The sequence below is a fragment of the Sinorhizobium sp. BG8 genome, assembly GCF_016864555.1.
Lineage (GTDB): Bacteria > Pseudomonadota > Alphaproteobacteria > Rhizobiales > Rhizobiaceae > BG8.
Genome location: NZ_CP044011.1, coordinates 3859942 through 3883618 on the forward strand (window position 1 = coordinate 3859942; position 23677 = coordinate 3883618).

A 23677-nucleotide genomic window follows, 5' to 3' on the forward strand; every position below is an offset into this window, starting at 1 on the left:
GCTTTCAAGCCCGTCCGCCGGCACCGGAAACGGGATAGACATGACCGCGACACCCGCATGGACCACTGAAAAGCCGACCGCACTGCTCGTTCTTGCCGACGGCACGGTCATCGAGGGCAAGGGCATCGGAGCGACGGGGAAGGTTCAGGCGGAAGTCTGCTTCAACACCGCCCTGACCGGCTACGAGGAAATCCTCACGGACCCTTCCTACCTTGGACAGATCGTCACCTTCACCTTCCCGCATATCGGCAACATCGGCACCAATGAGGAAGACATCGAGGACCTGACGCCGGCGGCACGCCGCGGAGCCGTCGGTGTGATCTTCAAGGCCGACATCACCGATCCGTCCAACTACCGCGCCGCGAAGGATCTCGATGGCTGGCTCAAGGCCCGCGGGATCATCGGTCTCTGCGGTATCGACACCCGGGCGCTCACGGCCTGGATCCGCGAGAATGGCGCACCGAATGCCGTCATCGCTCACGACCCCGCCGGCGTGTTCGATCTCGACACGCTGAAGGCAGAGGCGAAGGCATGGAGCGGGCTCGAGGGGCTCGATCTCGCCAAGGTTGCCACCTCCGGCCAGTCCTCGCGCTGGTCCCAGAAGCCCTGGGTCTGGAATGAAGAATACTCCGATCTCGCGGAAGCCGACGTGAAGTATCACGTCGTGGCTCTCGACTACGGCGTGAAGCGCAACATCCTGCGCCTGTTCGCCGGTCTTGGCTGCAAGGTCACTGTCCTGCCGGCCACCTCGACCGCTGCCGACGTGTTCGCACACGAGCCCGATGGCGTCTTCCTTTCCAACGGCCCGGGCGATCCGGCTGCGACCGGCGAATATGCCGTTCCCGTCATCCAGGACCTGATCAAGACCGACATCCCGATTTTCGGCATCTGCCTCGGTCACCAGATGCTTGGCCTTGCCGTCGGAGCGACGACCGAAAAGATGCACCAGGGCCACCATGGTGCAAACCACCCGGTCAAGGACCACACCACCGGCAAGGTCGAAATCGTCTCGATGAACCACGGCTTCGCGGTCTCGTCGGATTCGCTTCCGGACGGTGTGGAGGAAACCCACGTATCGCTGTTCGACGGCTCCAACTGCGGCCTGCGCCTAACCGGCAAGCCGGTCTTCTCCGTACAGCACCATCCGGAGGCCTCGCCCGGCCCACAGGACAGCCACTATCTTTTCCGCCGCTTCATCAACCTCGTGCGCGCACGCAAGGGAGAAGAAGCGATCCCGGAACGCGCATAACCCGCGCACGGTAACGCCTGCAAAGCACGCTCCCTGATCCACTGCCGTGTGGCATCGCCAGCGCATGTCACACGGCTGTGGTCACCCGTTCCGCAGACGTGCATCAAGACAGTCATCTAAGGCGTGGACAGCGAACCCGAGGGATCGCTGCACGCCTTGGTCCGGGTCGACGCGTCAGGCGCCGAGCACGTGCCGCCATCGAAGGCCGATAGTGGCGCTCCAGGACGATCATTCGCCCCGCGGCTAGACTCAGTTCCATTTGGAGCCATCCGTCCGTTTTCCGCCTCGCGCCTCTGGCGCCACCGCATCGGACAACCGCAATCATCTCCCTGATGGTCTCTTCGGCGAGTGCGAACCTTATTGACCGAGCCTCCGCTACTCCGATCCCCGACATGGGCTGGAAATTCCCTTCCCTTACCGCTTGACCTCAACTTTGGTTGAGGAACTAGAGACTCATCCGCAACCTCGGGAGATTTGACGGATGAGCGCAATGATCTACAGGATCGACAAGTTTGTGGTGCCGGCGGGGGCTCGAGAGGAGTTCCTAGCAAATGTCATGCGAACAGATGCCCTGCTGCGAACCCAGGAGGGCTTCATCGAGCATACGGTGCTCGAGCAAGTTGGCGGGCCGGGCGAGTTCAATATCGTGACCATGGCCCGGTGGGAAAATGCCGACGTGGTCGAACGCGCCCGCACGGCGATTGCTGCGGCCCATCGCGCTGCAGGCTTTGATCCGCAGGCCCTGTTCAAGCGTCTCGACATCCGTGCGGACATCGCCACCTACCGTGACGTCCAGGCGGCTTCACCGAATATCACGGCCGCACGATAGCGGCCGTGGCAGGCTCCATTGGAGCTTTCACTTACGAAAGCGAACGCAGCCGCTACGGCACGGGCGCGTGCTGCGTTTCCAGCAGAACGCGCGGAACCGCGACCTCGCGCGCCATCAGGCGGAAGAAACGCCAATTGAGCAGCACCGCGGCGGCGACGAGGCCGCTCAGGAACCCGTACCACACTCCGATACCGCCGAGGCCGACGGGAAAGGCGAGCAGAGAGGCACAGGCAAACCCGATCGGCCAATAGGAAATCAGGGCAAGGACCATCGGAATGCGCGTATCCTTCAATCCGCGCAACAGACCGGCCGCGACCACCTGCAGCCCATCCACGAGCTGGAAGATGCCGGCGATGATCACCAGCGGCACGGCATAGGCGAGCACGGCTGCCGAGTCCTTGTCACTGCGATCGAGATAGACCCCCGCCAGCGTTTCCGGCATGACCGCAAAGAGTACGCCACCCATGGCGGCAACACCGGTCGCGAGCACGAGCGCTGCCCAGGCAGCGCGCACCAGCGCGACACGATCGCCCCGCCCGTGTGCCACGCCGACGCGCACGGTCGCTGCCTGCGCCAGACCGAAGGGAAGCATGAACGCGATCGACGAAAGCTGCAGGGCGATGCCGTGCGCCGCCAGTTCGATAGTGCCGATGATGCCCATGAGCAGCGAGGCCACGGTGAACAGACTGACTTCCGCCAGAATGGTGAGGCTGATCGGCAGGCCGAGATGAACGACCTCCCGCAGAGCCGGCCAGTCCGCGCGCCAGAAGCGGTGGAAGAGCTGGTAGCCCCGAAGCTCGGGCCTCGCGCGGACATAGGCGACCATCAGCAAGAAACTGAGGCAGTTCACGATGAGGGAGGCCAGAGCCGCTCCCTCCATTCCAAGCGCTGGCAATCCGAAATGACCGAGAACCAGACCGTAGGCGAGGAACGCGTTCACCACGAGAACGACCAGGGTCAGGTAGAGAATGATGCCTGCCCTGCCATGCGCGCTGACCAGCCCGCGCAGCACCATGAACAGAAGTGCCGGCGCCATGCCCCAGTGTGCGATCTGCAGATAGGCATGCGCGAGCGCCGCCACCTCCGGCTTCTGTCCGGCGAGGAGCAGGATTTTCTCGGCGACCAGGAAGATCGGGACGACGGCCAAGGAGTAGAACAACACGACCCACATGCCCATGCGAACCGAACGGCGCACCGACACCGCGTCGCCACGTCCATGGGCCTGAGCCGCCATGGGGATCACCGCCGCGGCAAATCCCGAGCCGAAGATGAAGAGCGTGAAGAAGAACTGGCCGGCAAGCACGATCGCAGCGAGATGCGCGGCGCCGAGCCGCCCCAGGATGACCACGTCGGTAGCATGGATGCCGAGCTGGGCAAGTTGCGCACCGATCAGCGGGATTCCGAGCGCCAGCGTCGCCAGGAAATGCGATTTCCAGCTGTTGTTTTCCCGGAATACGGTTGCGTGCTGCATAACTCCACCCTTTCGGGCATTTCCGACCACACATTCACCCGGGGATCAATGCAATAGAATTGATCCATCGATGAAAACTTCGGAAAAGCGGCTGAAACGGCCGCCGTTTGGCACAAGTCTCCGTGATTCCCGGCCGCATTCTCGCTTTTTAGGCTGGAGAAGCGCATTCCTCTCAGTTTTCGAACAATGCTCTCAACCGACCGTCACCGGAGATGCGCCTGCCGCCTGATCGCTCTGGCGCACGCGGAGAATGAACACGGCGGTGCCGGTTGCCAGGATGAGCGCGCCGAGAAGGTAGGATGCACCCGAAAAATCGACGATGGCTTCCTCTCCCGTGAAAAGACCGAACATCTGCGTGAAGATCAGGGGTCCGATGATCGTGGTGATGCTGGACAGGCTGGTCAGTGCCCCCTGGAGCTCTCCCTGCGCCGAGGGCGGCACCTTTGCCGCGGCGATCGAACGGAGCGGCGGATCGGCGAGGTTTTCCAGCGTCGTCAATACGATAACCGCATAGACCATCCACCCCTGCCAGGCGGCGGCATAGCCGAGAAGCCCCATAACGGAGAAGGACAGGCCCAGTGCTGCCGTGCGCCATTCGCCGAGCACCGGCACGATCCGCGGCAGGATGAACGCCATCACGAGGGCGCCACCGATCCCGAAGACCCCGAGCGACAGCCCTATCTGTCCTTCGCTCCAGCCGTAGCGGTATGCGCTTACGAACGGCCAGACGGAAGGATAGACAGAATGGGCGAGCCAGTAGCAGAAGAAGACGATGCCGATGGGAAGGATACCCGGATAGTTTCGCATCTGCTGCAGCGCGCCGAGCGGGTTGGAACGGGATAATTCGAAGCGACGGCGGTTTTCCCGCCCGAGGCTTTCCGGAAGGACCGCACAGGCGACTGCGAAATTGAGCATGGCGAGGAGCGCTGCCCCATAGAAGGGCACGCGCGGCCCGAATTCCCCGAGTATGCCGCCGATAACCGGCCCGAGCGCGAAGCCCGTACCGAAGGCGATCCCCATTAGCCCGAAATTTCTCGCTCGTGTCTCATCGGTGCTGACGTCTGCGATGTACGCAGCCGCCGTTCCGAAGCTTGCCCCGCTTATGCCCGCAAGAACGCGGCCGACGAACAGCATCCAATAGCTGGTGGCAAGCGCGCAGATGAGATTGTCGATCGCAAAGGTGAGCACGGAAGCAAGCAGCAGTGGGCGACGGCCGAAGCGATCGCTGAGATTGCCGATCAATGGCGCGAAGAGAAACTGCATCGCGGCGTAGACAAGGAGCAGCCAGCCGCCTTCCACTGCCGTCGCGCTGACGTCCTCTCCGGTCAGTTCGTGGAGATAGGTGGGCAGGACCGGCATGATGATCGCAATGCCGATCACGTCGAGGAACATGATCATGAAGACGACGACAAGTCCACGATGGGCGTTTTTTCGACTGATCATCGGGCACCCGCAAATGGTTCAGGCGCCCGCACCCGGCGCAGAATACGTCAGTGGACGCTTGTATTTCATAGCGAACAGAGAAACAATACGTGAACATCGCAAAGTTTTTGATGCAGGAATGCAGAAAATTGATGCTCGCCGCGAGAAGGTCACTGCCCGGCCCGCGCACGGCCAGTCGACATCCGGCGCTCTTCCTTAAGGAAATCGACAAAGGCCCTGAGGGGCGGCGGCACATGCCTTCGGCCCGCATAGTAGAGGAACGGCCCGGAAAACTCCGTGTTCCACCCGTCGAGCAGCGGAACGAGAGCGCCCGATGTCAACGCCGGCAACAGGGGTTCCTCGAACGTGCAGATGACCCCGAGGCCGGCGACCGCCGCCTCGACCTCCATGTCGAGTGAATTGGCGACCAGCGGGCCCGTCGGCGCGAGTGTCACGGTCTCACCGTCGCGTTCGAATTCCCAGGCAAGCGCGGATCCACTGTTGAAGCGATGGCGTATACAGTCGTGATGGAGGAGTTCATTCGGATGTAGCGGCGTTCCCCTAGCGGCGAGGTAGGCCGGCGAGGCAGCCGCGACGTATCGCTGCCTCCGAGGGCCGATAGGCACGGCGATCATGTCGCGCTCCAGCCGCTCGTCATAGCGTATGCCGGCATCGAAGCCGGCGGCCAGCACGTCGATGAAACTGTCCTCGGCGACCACCTCGAGCGTGATCTTGGGGTAGGCCTGTAGAAAACGGTTGGCGATGCCCGGGAGGAAGGTGCGCGTGGCAATGGTCGGCACATTCAGGCGAAGCGTGCCCGCTGCATCCCCTCGCGCGCTTTCGAGCTGGTCAAGCGCAGCCGATACTTCACTGAGTGCGGGTGCCAGTCGCTCCATCAGTCTCAGGCCGGCTTCCGTCGGCGTGACGCTGCGGGTGGTGCGGTTGAGCAGGCGCACGCCGAGCCGCTCCTCGAGCCGCCTGAGCGCCGCGCTCAGCGCCGAGGCCGAGACCCCGCGCTTCCTCGCGGCGGCACGAAAGCTGCGCTCCCTCGCAACAGCAGTGAAGGCATCGAGGTCACCGAGAGGGAGGTCATCCATTGTTCAAAATTCCGCACAGCCTGTTCTCTGTGCACCGGATTATCGCACAAAAGCCAGTCGGATAGAACATGTTCCGCAACGTGCAGGAGAAAGACGATGAAGCAGTATCAGTTAGGAACAACCGGGCCGCAGGTGTCGGCCCTCGGGCTCGGCTGCATGGGTATGTCGGGCATGTACGGTCCGTCCGACCGGGCAGAAAGCATCGCAACGATCCACGCAGCGCTCGACGCCGGCATCAACCTGCTTGATACGGGTGATTTCTACGGCATGGGCCACAACGAGATGCTGATCGGCGAGGCGCTCAAGGGGCGCAGGCGCGAGGAAGCCGTGATCAGCGTCAAGTTCGGGGCCCTGCGGGATCCCGCGAGCGGCTGGAGCGGCTACGATTCTCGCCCGCTGGCCGTCAAGAATTTCCTCGCCTACACGCTCACGCGCCTCGGCGTCGACTACATCGACATCTACCGCCCTGCCCGCCTCGACCCGAACGTCCCGATCGAGGATACGGTCGGCGCCATCGGCGACATGATAAAGGCCGGCTATGTGCGCCACGTGGGCCTATCGGAGGTCGGCGTCGATACAATCCGACGTGCGGCAGCCGTACACCCCATCGTCGATCTCCAGATCGAGTATTCGCTGATCTCCCGGGGATCGAAGACGCGATCCTGCCCGCCTGCCGTGAACTCGGCATATCGGTGACTGCCTACGGCGTCTTGTCCCGCGGCCTGATCAGTGGCCACTGGCAAAAGGACCAGGGCAAGACGAAGGGTGACTTCCGGGCGTACAGCCCGCGCTTTCAGGCGGGGAACATCGAGCGGAACCTCGAACTTGTCGAAACCCTGCGCGGGATCGCGGAGGAAAGGGGCATTTCGGTCGCGGAGCTCGCCATCGCCTGGGTGGCGGCGAAAGGTACGGACATCGTTCCGCTCATCGGCGCAAGACGTCGCGACCGCCTGGCCGAAGCGATCGGCGCGCTGAATGTCGAGCTCTCGGCGAGCGACCTTGCAGCAATCGAAAAGGCCATTCCCAGGGACGCCGCCGCAGGCGCCCGTTATCCGGACGCGCAACTGGCGCACATGGACAGCGAGAAATAGGCTCGGAAGTCACGGCGGCCGATCTGCCTTCCCGCTTGGCGGGAAGGCAGACGGAATTCAGATCTGGCCGGAGAACGTGTCGCAGTCCGATACACGGCCGCTGTCGAAGCCGCGCTTGAACCAGGCCCGGCGCTGGTCCGAGGTACCGTGATTGAAGCTCTCGGGAACGACATAGCCCTGCATGCGCTTCTGCAGCGTGTCGTCGCCGATCTGCGTCGCGGCGTTGAGAGCCTCTTCCAGATCACCCTGCTGGAGCAGGCCCTTTTGCTCGGTGTACTTGCCCCAGATGCCGGCATAGCAATCGGCCTGCAACTCGACACGGACGGACATCTGGTTGGCCTCGGCCTCGCTCATCCGCTGGCGCATCTGGTTGAACTTGGGCAGCACGCCGGTGAGATTCTGGACGTGGTGGCCGACTTCATGGGCAACGACGTAGGCCTGGGCGAAATCGCCCGCCGCATCGAACTTCTGCGCGAGCTCATCGAAGAAGTTCATGTCCAGATAGACCTTGTGGTCGCCCGGGCAATAGAACGGTCCAGTCGCGGCCGAGGCGAAACCGCAGGCCGATTGGATGCTGTCGGTGAAGAGCACGAGCTTGGGCTCTTCGTAATTTGCCCCATTGGCCTTGAAGATGCCGTTCCAGGTGTCTTCGGTCTCCGCCAGCACCGTCGCCATGAACTGCTTGGTCTCTTCCTGCTCGGGCGAATTCGCGGCGCGGCCGCTTTCCGTCTGCTCGAAGCCCGGGACATTGACGCTTGTCCCGCCGCCGCCCTGACCGAGGACCTGAAGAAGGTCGACGCCCATCATCTTGAGCACGAAGTAGATAACGACGAGAAAGATAATCGTGCCGAAGCTCATGCCGCCGCCGGCGCGACGGACGCCGCCGCCCATAGGAATCCGGAATCCGCCTCCTCGGCCGAAGGGATTGTTGCCCATGCCGCCCGGCGCACCGGGTGCGCGCTGATCCTCGACGTTGTCAGATTGGCGGCGACCTTTCCATTCCATGATCGATCCTCCTGGCATCCTTGCGATGCTCTACCTTAGGATCGTTTATATGCCGGAGCCGCAATGCTTGTAAAACGCTATCGCCATAAGACACCAAGAGTTTCAGGCTGCCTATCGCGATCCTTTTGCCCCTTGTCGAGCCAGCCGGACTGGCGCAGCGCAAGCCCGCCCCCCGCCGCGAAGACAGAAGCAGCACGCCCGCCGTAAGCACGTCCTGAAGCTCGGCATCACCTTCAAAGACGCTCGCATACATCAGCCGGCCAGGAAGGAATGTGAACAGTTCCCTGTGCGCCATGATGTCGTGGTTGCGCGGGGTGAGATAGGCCCCGGACGGCACCGGTGATGACGTAGACTGTGAGAATGTGGATGGGGCCGAAGTCGGCGATCCAGTTCATCTCGTGAATGAAGAATGTCGCGACGCAGGTCGACATCATCAGCACGAGCGAGATCTTCCCTAGGAAGCGATGGCGGCCCCGGCCGCCGCCTCCTCGACTCCGGATAGACAGGGCGTGCGGCGGCCTATCGCGGCACCCCTGCTCCTTGACCAGCCTCAACTTTCCCGATCCTATGCCCACAAGAGGAGACTGCAGGGAGGAATGCATGAAGGCGGCGCGGCTCGAAGCGATCGGAAAACTCGTGGTCCGCGAGGTCGAGAAGCCATCGCCGGGACCCGACGATCTGCTTGTCCGCGTAGAAGCCAGCGGCATCTGCGGCACGGACAGGCATCTGTTCGCAGGCGAGTTCCCTTCCCGTCCGCCTGTGACCCTCGGACATGAGTTTTCCGGGATAATCGAGGCGGTCGGAGAGCGTGTCGAGCGCTTCCGGCCCGGAATGCGGATCACCGGGGATCCGAATATCCACTGCGACCGCTGCCAGCAGTGCCGGCGCGGGCGCATCAACCTGTGCGAAAATCTGCAGGCGATCGGCATCCACCGCGACGGCGGGTTCGCCGATTACGTGGTAATCCCGCAGAACCAGGCCTACGAGCTGCCCGCCTCGCTCGACCCTGCCTTCGGCGCATTCTGCGAGCCGCTCGCCTGCTGCCTGCACGGTGTCGACATGGCCGGCATCAGGACCGGCCAATCCGTCGTCGTGCTCGGCGGCGGGGTGATCGGACTGCTGGTCGTGCAGCTGGCACGGCTCGCCGGCGCCACGTCGGTAGTCCTCGTCACCCGACAGGCAGTGCGGCGCTCGCTTGCGGAGGAACTGGGCGCGACGTCCTCCGTCGATCCGGCGGCGGGCGATGTCGTGGATCAGGTGGCGGGCGCAGACGGTCTACTGCCCGGAGGAGCCGATGTCGTGTTCGAATGCGCTGGTGTCGGCGAAACCGTCGCCGAGGCGCCAAAACTTGCCCGCACCGGCGGAACGGTCGTCATCCTCGGCGTGATGCCGAAGGGTGAAAAGGTCGAGATGGAACCCTTCGATATTCTCTTCCGCGAACTGAGGGTCCTCGGCTCGTTCATCAACCCCTCGACACATGCGCGCGCGGCGGCCCTCATTTCATCGGGCACCATCGAGGTAGGCAGGCTGATCTCCCGTCGCATCCGCCTCGAAGACCTGCCCGAGGCGGTTGCAAACCCTCCGCGCGCCGGCGAGGTGAAGGTGCTCGTAATGCCGGGCGGAGACTAGATCGACGGGACCGCCCGGGTTCCTGGCCGGCTTCTTCCTTTGCCTACGCAGGAACGAGATAGCTCGCGAAGACATAGCCGTCCCGTCCGCCATCGCCCTCGAGATCGACGAGTGCCCATACGCCGCGCGGCGTGTCGACGAACTCCAGCGCGTGGAGGATAGTGCCGTAGTCGAGCACCTGCTTGATTGTGAAGGTGGTGTCCGGCCCTGCCCTCAGGTTGAGGTCTGGCCGTGCGCGAACGACATAGCGTCCCGGCAACCGCGGCCCGGTTCCAGCCCCGCCGGCCATGCGATTTTCGAGGATGCTGATGTAGTGGTTGGTGTTGGCGCGCTGCCTCACAAATCCGCCCGCCGTCAAGGGCACCAGCTTCCGTCCGACGGTATTGCTCTCGTTGCCGCCGATCGTGATCGCATGGCGCACGCCGTTGCGGGTCTCGAAACCCACAACGATCGCGCTGTGCGAGGGATACTGGCTGTGCGTGCGCGCATAGCTGAAGCTGAAGTCGTAGCCCGGCTGGTTGTTCTGGATGATGTCACCGATCTTCGGCGCATATTCCGTGATCGCATATCCCCTGAAATCTCCGCGGTCATGCTCCTCGTTCTTGATCGCGGTGAAGACGAATTCGCTGTGGCGGATGTTGAAGTTGAACTGATCCTGAGTCGCGCCCGAGCGGCGGACGCAATAGGAAACGAACGCGGCGGACCAGGCGTCCTCCGTTGGGCTGAAGTGGGCCGGATTGGCGTTGGCCGCCCGCCAGTAGTCGTCAATGTGAGAGCGGAGCGGCTCGTCGCCCTCCGCAATCCCGCCGTATGTGGCGAGTTCACCCTGAGCCACGTCGACGACCGACCGTGTCGTCCCGCCGCCAGTCCCGGTCCCTACCGGGCCTGGGCCTGTACCCACATCTTCATCCTCGGGTTCTGTCGCGGGGGTCGGAACAGCCTTGGACGCTTCCAGGAAACGGGCGATGTGCTCTCCGTAGTAGACGCCATTTTCGTCTTCGAAGCCCTGCTTCAATCCACGGTCCTCGTCGAAATTGCCGAATCCCGTGTTGTAGACGATCGCGACATAGCAGAGTTGCCGATCGCTGAGCGATGACAGGTTGTGATAGCCGAGGTTGCGCAGCCCCTTCTTGAGTTCCTTCACGGCTTCATCGAGGCAGCGGCTGAAATCGGCCCATGCCTGGCTGAGGAAGTAGTCTGGATCTTCCTTGTAGAACTGCAGGTCGCGCTGGAATATGCCGTAGCCGTGGCAGAACTTGTTCGGGTTGCGGCCAGCGTTGATGTACTCCTGGATGCCCGTGGCTTCTCCCATCTCCACGAGAAGATCGTGTGCGAGCTCGAACATCTGCTGCCCGTTTTCGCGCGCGACCAGTGCGGCCTTGTTCCTCGGAAACGCCGATCGGCGCGGCGCATCCAGTGTATCTCCGACGGAGAGCCTCAGGACGTCCTTCATCGGCAGTCCGCGGGCAACGAGCTTGCGCCAGATGTATCCCGTCTCTTGCAGGGCAATGGCGCACAACAGGTCCAGCGTCAGCGGCGTTCCTGTAAGGGCCTCACGGACTTCTGCGGCGAAATTACGCTTGAACCACTTGATGTCATCTCTGACTGCCATGTCTGCCTCCACAATTGTGCAATAGGCCGAACGGGGTAGTGGGTAGATCAAAGTATCTTCATAAGCTAATTGACGACCGGCAAATCCGTCCAGTGACGACGCGCACAGATCAAGCAAAACGGATATGTCGTTGCTGCGCTGCAGCATGTATTTTCAGAAGATCCGTTCCCGAAGAATGAGCTTCTCCTTGAGAGCCTTCAAATATCCTGAAAGGAAATACCAGCGCGCCAGAAAATGAGCATGGACTTGAGCCCGGCATCGATGACTTCTCGATGTATTCCTGGGCAGCGTCGAAAGTCCCCCAGCAGAACCTCGCTCCATCTGCGTTCCGCCACGTCGGACGAAGGATCGGCCCGCCTCCCCTACACTTTCCTGTCGATTCCACAATTTTCGGGGTTTCGCTTGGCAAAGCATTTGCCTATAAGCCGCTTCTAGCCTTTTGAGACTGACAGCACGCGCCCCGGCCGGTGACCTCCCACCCTGGCCGGTTTTTCGCGCACGCGGAAGAAACGGATAGAACCATGCCCAAGCGCCAAGACATCAAATCGATCCTCATCATCGGCGCGGGGCCGATCGTCATAGGCCAGGCTTGCGAATTCGACTATTCCGGCACGCAGGCTTGCAAGGCGCTGAAGGAGGAAGGCTATCGGGTCATCCTGGTCAACTCCAACCCGGCAACCATCATGACCGATCCGGGGCTGGCGGATGCCACCTATGTCGAACCGATCACGCCCGAGGTCGTCGCCAAGATCATCGCCAAGGAGCGCCCCGACGCACTGCTGCCGACGATGGGCGGCCAGACCGCGCTCAACACCGCTCTCTCCCTGAAGCGCATGGGCGTTCTCGAGCGCTACAATGTCGAGATGATCGGCGCAAAGCCGGAAGCAATCGACAAGGCCGAGGACCGCGCGCTTTTCCGCGAGGCAATGGCGAAGATCGGGCTGGAGACGCCCAAGTCGCTGCTCGCCAATGCCACCGAGATCAAGGACGCCGACCGCAAGAAGCACGAGGCCGAGCGCGCGAAACTCAAGGCCGAGCTCTCCGGCCCGGAACTCGACAAGGCGCTGGATGAACTCGAAAACCAGTGGAATCTCGGCGAGACCGACCGCAAGCAGCGCTACATGAGCCATGCCATGGCGATCGGCGCACAGGCGCTCGATGAGATCGGCCTTCCCGCCATCATCCGTCCCTCGTTCACGCTCGGCGGCACCGGCGGTGGCATCGCCTACAACCGCTCGGAATTCTTCGAGATCGTCAACAGCGGTCTCGATGCATCTCCGACCACGGAAGTCCTGATCGAGGAATCGGTGCTCGGCTGGAAGGAATACGAGATGGAAGTTGTCCGCGACACCGCGGACAACTGCATCATCATATGCTCGATCGAGAACATCGACCCGATGGGCGTCCACACGGGCGACTCGATCACCGTGGCCCCGGCGCTGACGCTGACGGACAAGGAATACCAGATCATGCGCAACGCCTCGATCGCGGTTCTGCGCGAGATCGGCGTTGAAACCGGTGGGTCGAACGTTCAGTTCGCAGTCAACCCGACCAACGGCCGCCTGGTCGTCATCGAAATGAACCCGCGTGTGTCGCGCTCCTCGGCACTTGCCTCCAAGGCAACGGGCTTCCCGATCGCCAAGATCGCTGCGAAGCTCGCGATCGGCTACACGCTCGACGAGCTTGAGAACGACATCACCGGCGGCGCGACGCCCGCGTCCTTCGAGCCCTCGATCGACTACGTCGTCACCAAGATCCCGCGGTTTGCCTTCGAGAAGTTCCCGGGCGCCGAGCCTACCCTGACGACCGCGATGAAGTCCGTCGGCGAGGTCATGGCGATCGGACGCACCTTCGCCGAGTCCCTGCAGAAGGCTCTGCGCGGCCTCGAAACGGGATTGACCGGCCTCGACGAGATCGAAATCCCCGGCCTTGGCGACGGCAACGATCGCAACGCCATCCGCGCCGCCATCTCGACGCCGACCCCGGATCGCCTGCGCATGGTCGCCCAGGCATTGCGCATGGGCATGAGCCCGCAGGAGGTTCACGAGGGATCGAAAATCGACCCGTGGTTCATCGCCCAGTTCAAGGCGATTGTCGACATGGAAGCCCGCATCCGCGAGCATGGCCTGCCGGAAGATGCCGCGAACCTGCGCATGCTGAAGGCCATGGGCTTCTCTGACGCACGGCTCGCCACGCTGTCGGGCAAGCGGCCGAAGGAAGTCGCGGAGATCCGCAACAGCCTCGACGTCCGCCCCGTCTTCAAGCGGATCGACACCTGCGCCGCCGAATTCGCCTCGCCGACCGCCTACATGTACTCGACCTACGAGGTCCCGTTTAATGGCAAGGCGCGCTCCGAGGCCCAGATTTCCGATCGCCGGAAGGTGGTCATCCTCGGCGGCGGTCCGAACCGCATCGGCCAGGGCATCGAGTTCGATTATTGCTGCTGCCATGCCGCCTTCGCGCTGAAGGATGCCGGCTATGAAGCGATCATGGTCAACTGCAACCCCGAAACGGTCTCGACCGACTACGACACGTCCGACCGCCTCTACTTCGAGCCACTGACGGCCGAAGACGTGATCGAGATCCTGAAGGCGGAACAGGAAAATGGCGAACTCGTCGGCGTCATCGTGCAGTTCGGCGGACAGACGCCGCTGAAACTTGCCGAAGCGCTCGAGAAGAACGGCATCCCGATCCTCGGCACCGCGCCTGACATGATCGACCTTGCCGAAGACCGCGACCGCTTCCAGAAGCTCTTGCAGAAGCTGGACCTTGCCCAGCCGAACAACGGCATTGCCTATTCGGTCGAACAGGCTCGTCTGGTTGCCGGCGAGATCGGCTTCCCGCTGGTCGTGCGCCCGTCCTACGTGCTTGGCGGTCGCGCCATGCAAATCATTCATTCGGAAGGCCAGCTTCAGACGTACCTGCTCGACACCGTTCCGGAACTCGTCCCGGAAGACATCAAGCAGCGCTACCCGAACGACAAGACCGGCCAGATCAATACCCTGCTCGGCAAGAACCCCCTGCTCTTCGACAGCTACCTGACCAACGCCGTCGAAGTCGATGTCGATGCGCTCTGCGATGGCAAGGACGTCTTCGTCTCCGGCATCATGGAGCACATCGAGGAAGCCGGCATCCACTCGGGCGACTCGGCGTGCTCGCTGCCGGTCCACACGCTGTCGAAGGAAATTGTCGACGAGCTGGAACGCCAGACCAAGGCGTTGGCAAAGGCACTCAATGTGGGCGGCCTGATGAACGTGCAGTACGCCATCAAGGACGGCACGATCTACGTTCTTGAAGTGAACCCGCGCGCCTCGCGTACGGTGCCCTTCGTGGCCAAGACCATCGGAGCACCGATTGCCAAGATCGCCGCTCGCGTCATGGCCGGCGAAGGCCTCGATGCCGCCATCGGCGCCTATGGCGAGAGGCCGGACCCGCGCAACCTGAAGCACATTGCCGTCAAGGAAGCCGTATTCCCCTTCGCCCGCTTCCCGGGCGTCGATACGCTGCTTGGCCCGGAAATGCGCTCCACCGGCGAGGTCATCGGTCTCGACACGGATTTTGCGCTCGCCTTCGCCAAGTCGCAGCTCGGCGCCGGCGTCGACCTGCCGCGTGAAGGCACGGTCTTCGTTTCGGTCCGTGACGAGGACAAGGAACGCGTGCTGCCCGCCATCAACCTGCTGACCGGCATCGGCTTCAAGGTCATGGCAACCTCCGGCACCGCCCGCTTCCTCGCCGAAAAGGGCATCGAGGCGGTCAAGATCAACAAGGTTCAGGAAGGTCGCCCGCACATCGAGGACGCCATCCGCAACCGTCAGGTCCAGCTGGTGATCAACACGACCGACGGCAACAAGGCGATCTCGGACTCCAAATCGCTGCGCCGCGCCGCCCTGATGCAGAAGGTGCCCTACTACACGACGATGGCTGGTGCCGTTGCTGCAGCCGAGGCAATCCGGGCACTCAAGAAGGGTCAGCTCGAGGTGCGTCCGTTGCAGAGCTACTTCGCGTAATACGTGAACTTACGATCAACTTCGCCTCCCGACGCAGAGAGATTGCGCCGGGAGGTTCTGCAACCGAAACTTGAAGTTTCGGAATCAATGTCTGCACCTGATTCCATAGACCGTTATTTTTGTTGAATTAATGCATGCCGGGAGAAACGGGGCCTCTCCCTTCACTCCGCTTCATACTCCACGCGATCGGCCTGATTTCACCTTCGAGGCGATAATCACCCCCCAGATGCGCCGGGCTCGGCCTCGAACCTGCGAATGGCTGCGCCGAGAATGGCGCGTATCTCGTCATCGGCGATCTGTTGGACCGCGAATGTAGCATCGGGGTCCATTCCGGGATCCTCCTCGTGATCGGCCACGACCTCGGCGTCCCGCGCGAAGGCTAGAATCGCGGATCGCGCCTCCGGGAGATGCGCAAGCACCGAAAAGAGCGATACGAACAATCTGCGGTGGGCGTTCAAACGCCCTTCTACTTCAGGGTTTTTCATGATGATCCTCCCTTTGCCCGCTGATTCAACAACAAGGCACAACCATTGTTCCACGAAAGTATGTGGTTCGCGCCATTTCGCCGCGTGCAAAAAATCTGGCTTTTGCCTCGGCCGATCTGCTATAAGCGCCGTTCGAATACATCCAGCGGTTCCGGTGCATCTGCTCCGGAGACCGTTTTCTTTTGCGTTTGTCCACCTGGATTAAGTGGCAAGACGTGGGCTGAAGGACAGTACGATGGTTGATAAGGTACCGATGACCCAGGGCGGTTTCGTCAAGCTGCAGGAAGAACTGCGCTGGCGCCAGCAGGAGGAGCGCCCACGAATCATCGAAGCCATTTCCGAAGCACGCGCCCACGGCGACCTCTCGGAAAACGCTGAGTATCATGCGGCCAAGGAAGCCCAGAGCCACAACGAGGGCCGCATCACCGAGCTCGAAGACCTGGTCGCGCGTGCGGAAGTCATCGATCTCTCCAAGATGTCCGGTTCCACCGTCAAGTTCGGCGCCAAGGTGAAGCTCGTCGACGAGGACACGGAAGAGGAAAAGACCTACCAGATCGTCGGCGACCAGGAAGCCGACGTGAAGGCCGGCCGCATCTCCATCTCGTCCCCGATCGCCCGTGCGCTGATCGGCAAGGAAGTCGGAGACTCGATCGAAGTGAACGCGCCCGGCGGCTCCAAGGCCTACGAGATTCTCGCCATCAGCTGGGGCTGAGATCCGAACCGGCGAGCCGGGTTTTCCTGTGCTCGCCGCTCTCCACGGACTTCCGCATTCACGCATATCCTGAAGGTTGCCAAGTGGCCGACATCCGGGACATCGAGATCATCGCGCCCAATTTCAAGCGCCGTCTTTCCGGCGTGACGTCGACGATCGTCCAGCTCGTCCCCGAACAGATCAAACTTGGTCAACGCATCGCCGTTCTGGGACCGGGGCTGCCCGAAGACCTGCCCCATCTGCGCTATCGCGACCTTTGGCGACTCTGGCGCGCGCCGCGTGGGCAGAGCGACCGCATCTGGCACGCCAGGCGCAACACGGAGATGCTCGGCGGGATTGTCCTGCGCCACCTGTTGCGCATGCCGCTGAAGCTCCTGTTCACCTCCGCCGCCCAGCGCAGGCATAGCAGCTACACCCGATTCCTCATCCGCCGCATGGACGCCGTGATCGCGACGAACGCGCGATCAGGCTCGTTCCTTGAAGTCCCGCACACCGTTATCCGGCACGGCGTCGACATCGAGCGCTTTCATCCCCCCTCCACCGCCGACGACACCATCGCGGCGACGGGGTTGCCGGGTCGCTATCTCGTCGGCTGTTTCGGCCGGGTCCGCCACCAGAAGGGGACCGACCTTTTTGTCAGGGCGATGATCGAGCTGTTGCCGTCGGCGCCTGCCTGGACGGCCGTGATTTGCGGGCGCGTGACGGTCGAGCACCAGGCCTTCGCAGTCGAGCTGGAGCGCGCCGTCGCTGCTGCAGGTTTGTCCGACCGCATCCGCTTCCTCGGCGAGGTGGACGACATCAAGCCGTGGTACCGGCGACTGTCGCTCTATGTGGCACCCTCACGCAACGAGGGGTTTGGCCTGACCCCGCTCGAGGCCATGGCCTCCGAAACGGCGGTGGTGGCAAGCGATGCCGGCGCCTACGCGGAGATGATCGTTCCCGGCGAGACCGGCGCCGTCGCACCCGCCGGCGCCTACGAGCCTCTGCGCGACGCGATCGCCGCCTACCTCTCTGACCACGACAGGGTCGAACGACACGCGACCAATGGCTTGCGGCATGTGCACGCTGACTTCCCCCTCGTCAAGGAAGCTAAGGCAGTGGGAGCTGTCTACGATGGGCTTCTGGAGCGCCGAACGTCCAAGCGCGAAAACTAGGTGCTCACCCCTTTTCGCTCAGCGCCAGATGGCCTCCCCGACATTGGGAAATATGTCGCTCGCCTGTTGGCTATCCATCCAGGCGAAGAGTTTGCGGAACTCACTCTCATGGTCCGGCAGTTTTTCAATCAGTCGCGGTAGATCGCGGGGACTGTCGGCGATAGGAACATTTACGTCAGCGGCCGCAATCAACCCTTTGATCTTATGTGTATTGCCTTCCGAAGCGGCGAAGGGACGTTTTGCAACGCAAGCGGCGTAGACGGCGTGATGGCGGCCGGTAACCAGGAAATCCGCGCTCCTCAGAGAGGCGACGGTCTTCGACCAACTCACCCCCTTCATCGGGACGTAGCGCGCACCGAAGAGAATTTCGGGACTGTTCTGGAAGGCGTCGGACTCCCGCCAATAGAAATCCGTGATTGCTGGCCCGGTCGGCGGTAGATTTCCGGATTTGCTGCGGTCCAAGGGCATGAAGTAGGAAGCGTCGATAACGACGCGCGATTCCACGCCATGTCGGTTCAGCAGATCATCGCGGCTGAGGCTCTCGCGAACGTAGATGCCGGACAATCTGCGGAGAACATCGTCATAGGTATTCTCGTTGTCCTGCCACACCGAATTCACGAGAAACGCAGGGACCCCGGCATTCACCGCCTTCTCCAGCACCTTCATCTTCCGTTGGAAGAAAGGACCCGAATGATGCATGGAACCTTCGCCGTTTACCACTAGAACGTCGTAGGGCTCGTACGCCTTCACAACAGTCCAATTCTTGCTTTGTGCCACGTGGCACAGACTCTGGTAGACCGCTTCGCTTCCGCAATGATACCGGGAGTGATTTCCGAGGATGCGCACGCGGATCCTTCGTTCGTCTCTAGTGCGCGCGAACTCCGGATTGAGAAAGTCGTCGTCGCTCTCTGCCTTTTTCCTGAGCCCAAGCCTGGCACGCAGTTTTCGAAAGTTTCCCATGATGCCCCGGTCGATCGTTAGGAATTCAGGCGGACGTAGCGGTTGAGAAATCAATTTGCAACAGTTGGAAACATCCCGCATCGCGATCGGCGCCAAAAAGGCAACCGGACAACTCAGTAGACCGGAGCGGTTGGACATTGGTCGGACAACTCAGTAGATGGAAGAATACTGCAAGCGCCAACGAGCAACGAGTGGACTAATCGAGATGAACGCAATTGACCGCCGCGAGTCACCTGCAGAAGGCTTTGACCGACCTACAACTGCAGGCCGCCGCACTTCAGAAGAGTGGGTCCAGTTCTTCTCCGCCTTCTCGCATATCGTGCTGGTGGCAAATAGCGACGCCAACGAGATATCGACCCTCAGGACTACCTATCCGGACACGGCGCTTTTTGTCTTCTTCAACAAGGTCGACAAGGTGCTGAGCGAGCCGTTCCATGGCAACACGCTTCTGATTACCCGCAGCAACCAGGCGGGATCCGAACTTGTCTACCGAAACATCCTCGATCGCATGGTGAGCCTTCTTCCCTGCCCCGGGTTCACCGGCGTCATGAACGTGCGCGCGGATTCGGTGGAGGCGATGAACAGCATCGAGGATTTTGGCAATGTTCCCGCCGGTCTGCTGGATCTCGCTTCCTACTTCGAGCAGTTCTATCCGCTGGATCACAACTGCAGCACGGGGTTCGCGATGGCCGTATGGATCTGCGAGCACGTTCCGGGGCCGAAGCTCGTGCTGAGCGGGTTCACCGCCCAGAGGAGCAAGTGGAAGCTGTTCCATATCCACGACTGGACGTTCGAGCAGACATTCCTGAGACTGCTCGCCCTCAAGGGCCGCCTGGAAATGGTGGGAACGAGCGTGCGCAATTCGTACGCACTGCTGGCCGATCACTTTCCCTACCTCAGCAAGGACGACGTTGCCTTCGGCGTGGCCGAGACGCTGTCGCTCCGTCTGGAGTCTACGAACCGCAGCGTCGACAAGCTGATTTCCATCACCATGCCGCTCCGCGTCATCTACAACGGCATCATGGGCCTGAAGCGCAAATCGAAGAAGGAGCGCATTCTCGCCGCCCGCCGCAAGCTCGCGGAAAAACAGTAACGCCGGAAAGGCGACCGGTATTCATTCCGGAAGGCTTGCGCCGCCGTCGCTCATTCCCCCGCCAGAGCCGCGCGTCATAGGCGATGCCAGCCTGCGCGAGCGCCGAGACCGGAGAGAAATTTCGCAATCGTATGCCGCGTTCGTCTGCGATGGCCTTGGCCAAAGTGAAGTGCCCGAGAATACGGCTTTCGGCTTCGGCTATTCCGGAATAGGCGGTCTGACCGGCGGTCTCGTAGAAGCGTGGGGCCGTTGCGTTGCGGATGTCGATGCCGGCAAATCCGATCCCGGCCGGGCGAAGAGCCATGGCGAACTGCAATGCCGACACCGCCACCGATCCGCCCTGAAACACGCCGCGGTCGGGGTCGAGCGAGAAGCCGAAAGTCCCCGTCGCGTCGGTGCGCACAAAATCGAGCACGCGGAGCTGCTCCAGGCTGCGCCGGCTGAGGCCATAGGGCTTGCGGATGTCGTCGATCAGCACGATGCGCTTGTTTTCCAGCCAGTCCGGGTCCTTCTCGCAAAGCGCCCGAAGCACGGCTACGGAAAACAGGCAGACCTGCCCGGCATCGATCTTGCTGTGCATGAGGTCGAAGTGGCGCCACACGAAGCGCTCGTCCTCGACGGCCACAGCAAGCGGCTTGGGGATCCGTTCACCGATCAGATGAATGGCGCCATTGAGCAGGATTGCACTTGCAGGCTCGGTTCCCGACAGATCCGTATGCACGACCGAAGGGCCGGATCCGACGATGCGAAGGCTCCGCCCGCTTGCATCCACGAGCGCGGAAAGACTTTCAAGCGTCCCGACCCGCCGGCCGCGATAGAAGATTGCTTTGCCGCCGGACTGCGTTGGCGCTAGCCGCAAACCGGGAAACCAGTCCTGCACGTGAGCGCGGGCGCCGCCGAGAAGCAGGCGGGTGCCCAGCTTGATCAGCGACCGTGCGAACGGGCGATCCGAGCGCGGCATACGCTTTACAACTCCACCAGGCCCGCCTTCTTGACCTGGCGTATCGTCAACATGGTGCGGACGGTATCGACCTGATCGTTGGCGGTGAGGACCTCGATCACGAAATCCTGGAAGCGGGTGAGGTTTTCCGCCACGCAGTGGAGCAGGAAATCGCTGTCGCCCGAAACCATCCACGCCTGCCGCACGACCGGCCATTCCGCTGTCGCCGCGGCGAACGCCTTGAGCTGTGCTTCGGACTGGTGCTTCAGCCCGACCATGCAGAAGGCAACGAGATCGAAGCCGAGCGATGGGGCATTCAGCATGGCATGATAGCCCTCGATGATGCCCGCCTCCTCTAGCTTGCGCACCCTCCTGAGGCACGGGGGGCCGAGATGCCGGCCTTGGCGGCAAGCTCGACGTTGGTCATGCGGCCGTCGGCCTGCAATTCCTTGAGTATTTTGATGTCGATAGCGTCGAGTTCGGCACGAAACACGTTTGAGGTATCCAGCTGCAAGTCTTCGGGAAATGATCAGAATCGCCGCTCTCGCGCAAGATTATTGCAGAATTAAGAACAAAAATGTCACAGCCCCATCCCATCTCTGTTAGCAAACGGCGGGGTGCCCTTGAATATGCCATGGCCCTGCTCATAAATGAGCGTCAAACCCGACAGCGAGCCCGCCGGCGCGCGCTTCCGCGCGCGGCAGGGCCACAGAATAAGGAAAGCAGCCATGTCTGCACGCCACGTAAAAGTTCTCATCATCGGCTCCGGCCCGGCAGGCTACACCGCAGCCATCTATACGGCGCGCGCCATGCTCGAGCCGGTACTCATCGCCGGGATGGAACAGGGTGGCCAGCTGATGATCACCACTGACGTCGAGAACTATCCGGGCTATGCCGATCCTGTTCAGGGTCCGTGGATGATGGAGCAGATGCTGAAGCAGGCCCAGCATGTCGGCGCGGAGATCGTCAACGATCTCGTGACCGGGGTGGACCTCGATGTGCGCCCCTTCCGCATCCGGACCGACAGTGGAACCGACTGGACGGCCGATGCGCTGATCATCGCGACGGGCGCCAAGGCAAAGTGGCTGGGCATCGACAGCGAGCACAAGTTCATGGGCTTCGGCGTTTCGGCTTGCGCCACCTGCGATGGGTTCTTCTATCGCAACAAGGACGTCATCGTTGTCGGCGGTGGCAACTCAGCCGTGGAAGAGGCACTCTACCTCTCCAATCTTGCGAAGACCGTCACCGTCGTGCACCGCCGCGACTCCTTCCGCGCGGAGAAGATCCTGCAGGAACGGCTGTTTGCCAAGCCGAACGTGAAGATCATCTGGGATCACGAGGTGGTCGAGTACCTCGGCGCCGAAGCGAAGCCACCGATGCCGGCTTCGGTCAACGGCGTGAAACTGCGTAACACGCGCACAGGCGAAACGACCGACATGGTCACGGACGGTGTCTTCGTGGCGATCGGGCACGCGCCGGCGGTCGAGCTTTTCAAGGACAAGCTGCGGCTGAAGCCGAACGGCTACCTCTGGACGGCTCCCGATTCGACGGCAACCGATATACCGGGCGTCTTCGCTGCCGGCGACGTGACCGACGATATCTACCGACAGGCGGTCACCGCCGCCGGCATGGGCTGCATGGCCGCGCTGGAAACCGAAAGATACCTTGCGGAACACATGCCTGTCGCAATTGCGGCTGAATAGAAGCCGCCAACAGCCGAGGGCAAGATTCGTCGTGCATCATCGGCAGGATTGGGAACAGCAAGGCCAGGACAGCCGTCCTGTCCTTGATCAGCGACACGGGCGGGAAACTGAACGTTCCCCGCCTTGAACACATATGGGGGAAACCATGCCGCTCGACTGGGACAAGCTGCGGATATTCCACGCCGCGGCCGAGGCCGGTTCATTCACGCACGCGGCTGACAAGCTGCATCTTTCGCAATCCGCCATCAGCCGGCAGGTGAGCGCGCTTGAACAGGACGTCGGCATCAAGCTGTTTCATCGTCACGCGCGCGGCCTGATTCTCACCGAACAGGGCGAGATCCTCTATCGCACGGCGCATGACGTGCTGATGAAGCTTGAAAGCGTCCGGGTCCAACTTACGGAAACGACCGAGAAGCCGCGCGGCAAGCTGCGCATCACCACGACGGTCGGCCTCGGCCAGGGCTGGCTGACCGACAAGGTGCAGGAGTTTCTCGCGCTCTATCCGGACATGCAGGTCCAGCTCATCCTCGACAACGAGGAACTCGACGTCAGCATGCGCCATGCCGACTGCGCGATCCGTCTGCGCGAACCGCAGCAGTCCGACCTCATCCAGCGCAAGCTCTTTACCGTGCACATGCACGTCTATGCGGCCCCCGCCTATATCAACCGTTACGGCGAGCCCCAGTCGATTGACGATCTCGACAACCACAAGATCATCACTTTCGGTGTCCCGACACCGAGCTACCTGCTCGATGTCAACTGGCTGGAAGTCGCCGGCCGCGATTCCGACAATCCCCGCCCCTCGATCCTGCAGATCAACAGCCAGACCTCGATCAAGCGTGCCTGCCTGCTCGGTATCGGCATTGCGGTGATGCCGGACTACATCGTCGGCCGGGATCCGGGACTGATTCAGCTGCCGATCAGCGCCGACATTCCTTCCTTCGATACCTATTTCTGCTATCCGAGCGAAATGAAGAACGCTGCGAAGCTCAAGGTTTTCAGGGATTTCATCGTCGCCAAGGCTCGCAACTGGAACTTCTGATGCCGTTTGCACAGGCCTGATTGGCTAGGAATGCAGCAGACGCATGGCTGGCATGCACACAAAATGATTGATGTATGCTCAAAAAACCAGCATACCGCACCCAGCTGATGCATCTGGTGGCTTTTTCCTCCCAGTGCCACCGCAGCAGCTGTTCCCCTCTGGAGGTTTATTTACCT

General features: G+C 61.9%; 17 protein-coding genes and 2 pseudogenes. 10 read left to right on the plus strand and 9 right to left on the minus strand.

The window, feature by feature from the left end; translation table 11 throughout:
• The first annotated feature begins 40 nt into the window (after positions 1–40).
• A complete protein-coding gene (gene carA, locus F3Y30_RS18085; protein WP_203424075.1) occupies positions 41–1249 on the plus strand; it encodes a glutamine-hydrolyzing carbamoyl-phosphate synthase small subunit in 1209 nt (402 codons plus the stop codon).
• 481 nt (positions 1250–1730) lie between these two features.
• The gene (locus tag F3Y30_RS18090) at positions 1731–2078 is read left to right on the plus strand and encodes an antibiotic biosynthesis monooxygenase (RefSeq protein WP_203424076.1); all 348 of its coding nucleotides are present in this window, start codon (positions 1731–1733) and stop codon (positions 2076–2078) included.
• Between the two features lie 52 nt (positions 2079–2130).
• Here the strand turns inward: F3Y30_RS18090 and F3Y30_RS18095 are convergent, their stop codons facing one another.
• The 3 genes from F3Y30_RS18095 to F3Y30_RS18105 all read right to left on the minus strand — a co-directional run bounded on the left by F3Y30_RS18095 (position 2131) and on the right by F3Y30_RS18105 (position 6068).
• The gene (locus F3Y30_RS18095; protein ID WP_203424077.1) at positions 2131–3549 is read right to left on the minus strand and encodes an MATE family efflux transporter; all 1419 of its coding nucleotides are present in this window, start codon (positions 3547–3549) and stop codon (positions 2131–2133) included.
• A gap of 192 nt (positions 3550–3741) precedes the next feature.
• The gene (locus tag F3Y30_RS18100; RefSeq protein ID WP_203424078.1) at positions 3742–4992 is read right to left on the minus strand and encodes a TCR/Tet family MFS transporter; all 1251 of its coding nucleotides are present in this window, start codon (positions 4990–4992) and stop codon (positions 3742–3744) included.
• A gap of 149 nt (positions 4993–5141) precedes the next feature.
• Positions 5142–6068: a LysR family transcriptional regulator gene (locus F3Y30_RS18105; RefSeq protein WP_203424079.1), complete on the minus strand. Its 927-nt coding sequence runs from the start codon at positions 6066–6068 to the stop codon at positions 5142–5144.
• A gap of 96 nt (positions 6069–6164) precedes the next feature.
• On the opposite strand from F3Y30_RS18105, the pseudogene F3Y30_RS18110 reads away from it, so the two are divergent.
• A pseudogene (locus tag F3Y30_RS18110) lies at positions 6165–7159 on the plus strand (aldo/keto reductase).
• A 57-nt stretch (positions 7160–7216) separates the two neighbouring features.
• Here F3Y30_RS18110 and F3Y30_RS18115 read toward each other — a convergent pair.
• Complete coding sequence (locus F3Y30_RS18115; RefSeq protein ID WP_203424080.1) at positions 7217–8164, minus strand: neutral zinc metallopeptidase; 948 nt, start codon at positions 8162–8164, stop codon at positions 7217–7219.
• A gap of 600 nt (positions 8165–8764) precedes the next feature.
• Between F3Y30_RS18115 and F3Y30_RS18120 the strand changes: the two genes are divergently transcribed.
• Positions 8765–9793, plus strand: coding sequence for a zinc-dependent alcohol dehydrogenase family protein (locus F3Y30_RS18120; protein WP_203424081.1), 1029 nt, complete (start codon positions 8765–8767; stop codon positions 9791–9793).
• A 43-nt stretch (positions 9794–9836) separates the two neighbouring features.
• Here F3Y30_RS18120 and F3Y30_RS18125 read toward each other — a convergent pair whose 3' ends face one another.
• Entirely contained in the window at positions 9837–11405 is a 1569-nt protein-coding gene (locus tag F3Y30_RS18125; RefSeq protein ID WP_203424082.1) for a DUF2272 domain-containing protein, read from the minus strand.
• Positions 11406–11926: 521 nt separating this feature from the next.
• Here F3Y30_RS18125 and carB point away from each other — a divergent pair.
• A complete protein-coding gene (gene carB / locus F3Y30_RS18130; RefSeq protein WP_203424083.1) occupies positions 11927–15412 on the plus strand; it encodes a carbamoyl-phosphate synthase large subunit in 3486 nt (1161 codons plus the stop codon).
• Between the two features lie 215 nt (positions 15413–15627).
• On the opposite strand, the gene F3Y30_RS18135 is transcribed toward carB, so the two are convergent.
• Positions 15628–15897, minus strand: a complete 270-nt coding sequence (locus tag F3Y30_RS18135; RefSeq protein ID WP_203424084.1) for a hypothetical protein — start codon at positions 15895–15897, stop codon at positions 15628–15630.
• Between the two features lie 235 nt (positions 15898–16132).
• On the opposite strand from F3Y30_RS18135, the gene greA reads away from it, so the two are divergent.
• Positions 16133–16609: a transcription elongation factor GreA gene (gene greA, locus F3Y30_RS18140; RefSeq protein WP_203424085.1), complete on the plus strand. Its 477-nt coding sequence runs from the start codon at positions 16133–16135 to the stop codon at positions 16607–16609.
• 83 nt (positions 16610–16692) lie between these two features.
• Positions 16693–17763, plus strand: coding sequence for a glycosyltransferase family 4 protein (locus F3Y30_RS18145; RefSeq protein WP_203424086.1), 1071 nt, complete (start codon positions 16693–16695; stop codon positions 17761–17763).
• An 18-nt stretch (positions 17764–17781) separates the two neighbouring features.
• On the opposite strand, the gene F3Y30_RS18150 is transcribed toward F3Y30_RS18145, so the two are convergent.
• Entirely contained in the window at positions 17782–18861 is a 1080-nt protein-coding gene (locus F3Y30_RS18150; RefSeq protein ID WP_203424087.1) for a polysaccharide pyruvyl transferase family protein, read from the minus strand.
• Between the two features lie 67 nt (positions 18862–18928).
• Here F3Y30_RS18150 and F3Y30_RS18155 point away from each other — a divergent pair, with 67 nt between their 5' ends.
• On the plus strand, positions 18929–19816 hold the full coding sequence (locus F3Y30_RS18155; RefSeq protein ID WP_203424088.1) for a 3-deoxy-manno-octulosonate cytidylyltransferase: 888 nt from the start codon (positions 18929–18931) through the stop codon (positions 19814–19816).
• Here the strand turns inward: F3Y30_RS18155 and F3Y30_RS18160 are convergent.
• Positions 19743–20777, minus strand: coding sequence for a glycosyl transferase (locus tag F3Y30_RS18160; RefSeq protein WP_246752791.1), 1035 nt, complete (start codon positions 20775–20777; stop codon positions 19743–19745). The genes F3Y30_RS18155 and F3Y30_RS18160 overlap by 74 nt on opposite strands.
• Before the next feature lie 5 nt (positions 20778–20782).
• Positions 20783–21249, minus strand: a pseudogene (locus F3Y30_RS18165) (Lrp/AsnC family transcriptional regulator).
• A gap of 235 nt (positions 21250–21484) precedes the next feature.
• On the opposite strand from F3Y30_RS18165, the gene trxB reads away from it, so the two are divergent.
• A complete protein-coding gene (trxB, locus tag F3Y30_RS18170) occupies positions 21485–22459 on the plus strand; it encodes a thioredoxin-disulfide reductase (protein WP_203424089.1) in 975 nt (324 codons plus the stop codon).
• A 145-nt stretch (positions 22460–22604) separates the two neighbouring features.
• Positions 22605–23501 (plus strand): LysR family transcriptional regulator VtlR, encoded by an 897-nt coding sequence (locus F3Y30_RS18175; RefSeq protein ID WP_203424090.1) that lies wholly within the window; start codon positions 22605–22607, stop codon positions 23499–23501.
• Positions 23502–23677: the final 176 nt, after the last annotated feature.

Coding starts and splice junctions, on each gene's coding strand:
- trxB (WP_203424089.1), top strand. CDS start 21,485: ATGTCTGCACGCCACGTAAAAGTTCTCATCATCGGCTCCGGCCCGGCA.
- F3Y30_RS18150 (WP_203424087.1), bottom strand. CDS start 18,861: ATGTCCAACCGCTCCGGTCTACTGAGTTGTCCGGTTGCCTTTTTGGCG.
- F3Y30_RS18155 (WP_203424088.1), top strand. CDS start 18,929: ATGAACGCAATTGACCGCCGCGAGTCACCTGCAGAAGGCTTTGACCGA.
- F3Y30_RS18090 (WP_203424076.1), top strand. CDS start 1,731: ATGAGCGCAATGATCTACAGGATCGACAAGTTTGTGGTGCCGGCGGGG.
- F3Y30_RS18175 (WP_203424090.1), top strand. CDS start 22,605: ATGCCGCTCGACTGGGACAAGCTGCGGATATTCCACGCCGCGGCCGAG.
- F3Y30_RS18105 (WP_203424079.1), bottom strand. CDS start 6,068: ATGGATGACCTCCCTCTCGGTGACCTCGATGCCTTCACTGCTGTTGCG.
- F3Y30_RS18095 (WP_203424077.1), bottom strand. CDS start 3,549: ATGCAGCACGCAACCGTATTCCGGGAAAACAACAGCTGGAAATCGCAT.
- F3Y30_RS18115 (WP_203424080.1), bottom strand. CDS start 8,164: ATGGAATGGAAAGGTCGCCGCCAATCTGACAACGTCGAGGATCAGCGC.
- F3Y30_RS18160 (WP_246752791.1), bottom strand. CDS start 20,777: ATGCCGCGCTCGGATCGCCCGTTCGCACGGTCGCTGATCAAGCTGGGC.
- F3Y30_RS18125 (WP_203424082.1), bottom strand. CDS start 11,405: ATGGCAGTCAGAGATGACATCAAGTGGTTCAAGCGTAATTTCGCCGCA.
- F3Y30_RS18100 (WP_203424078.1), bottom strand. CDS start 4,992: ATGATCAGTCGAAAAAACGCCCATCGTGGACTTGTCGTCGTCTTCATG.
- greA (WP_203424085.1), top strand. CDS start 16,133: ATGGTTGATAAGGTACCGATGACCCAGGGCGGTTTCGTCAAGCTGCAG.
- F3Y30_RS18135 (WP_203424084.1), bottom strand. CDS start 15,897: ATGAAAAACCCTGAAGTAGAAGGGCGTTTGAACGCCCACCGCAGATTG.
- carA (WP_203424075.1), top strand. CDS start 41: ATGACCGCGACACCCGCATGGACCACTGAAAAGCCGACCGCACTGCTC.
- carB (WP_203424083.1), top strand. CDS start 11,927: ATGCCCAAGCGCCAAGACATCAAATCGATCCTCATCATCGGCGCGGGG.
- F3Y30_RS18120 (WP_203424081.1), top strand. CDS start 8,765: ATGAAGGCGGCGCGGCTCGAAGCGATCGGAAAACTCGTGGTCCGCGAG.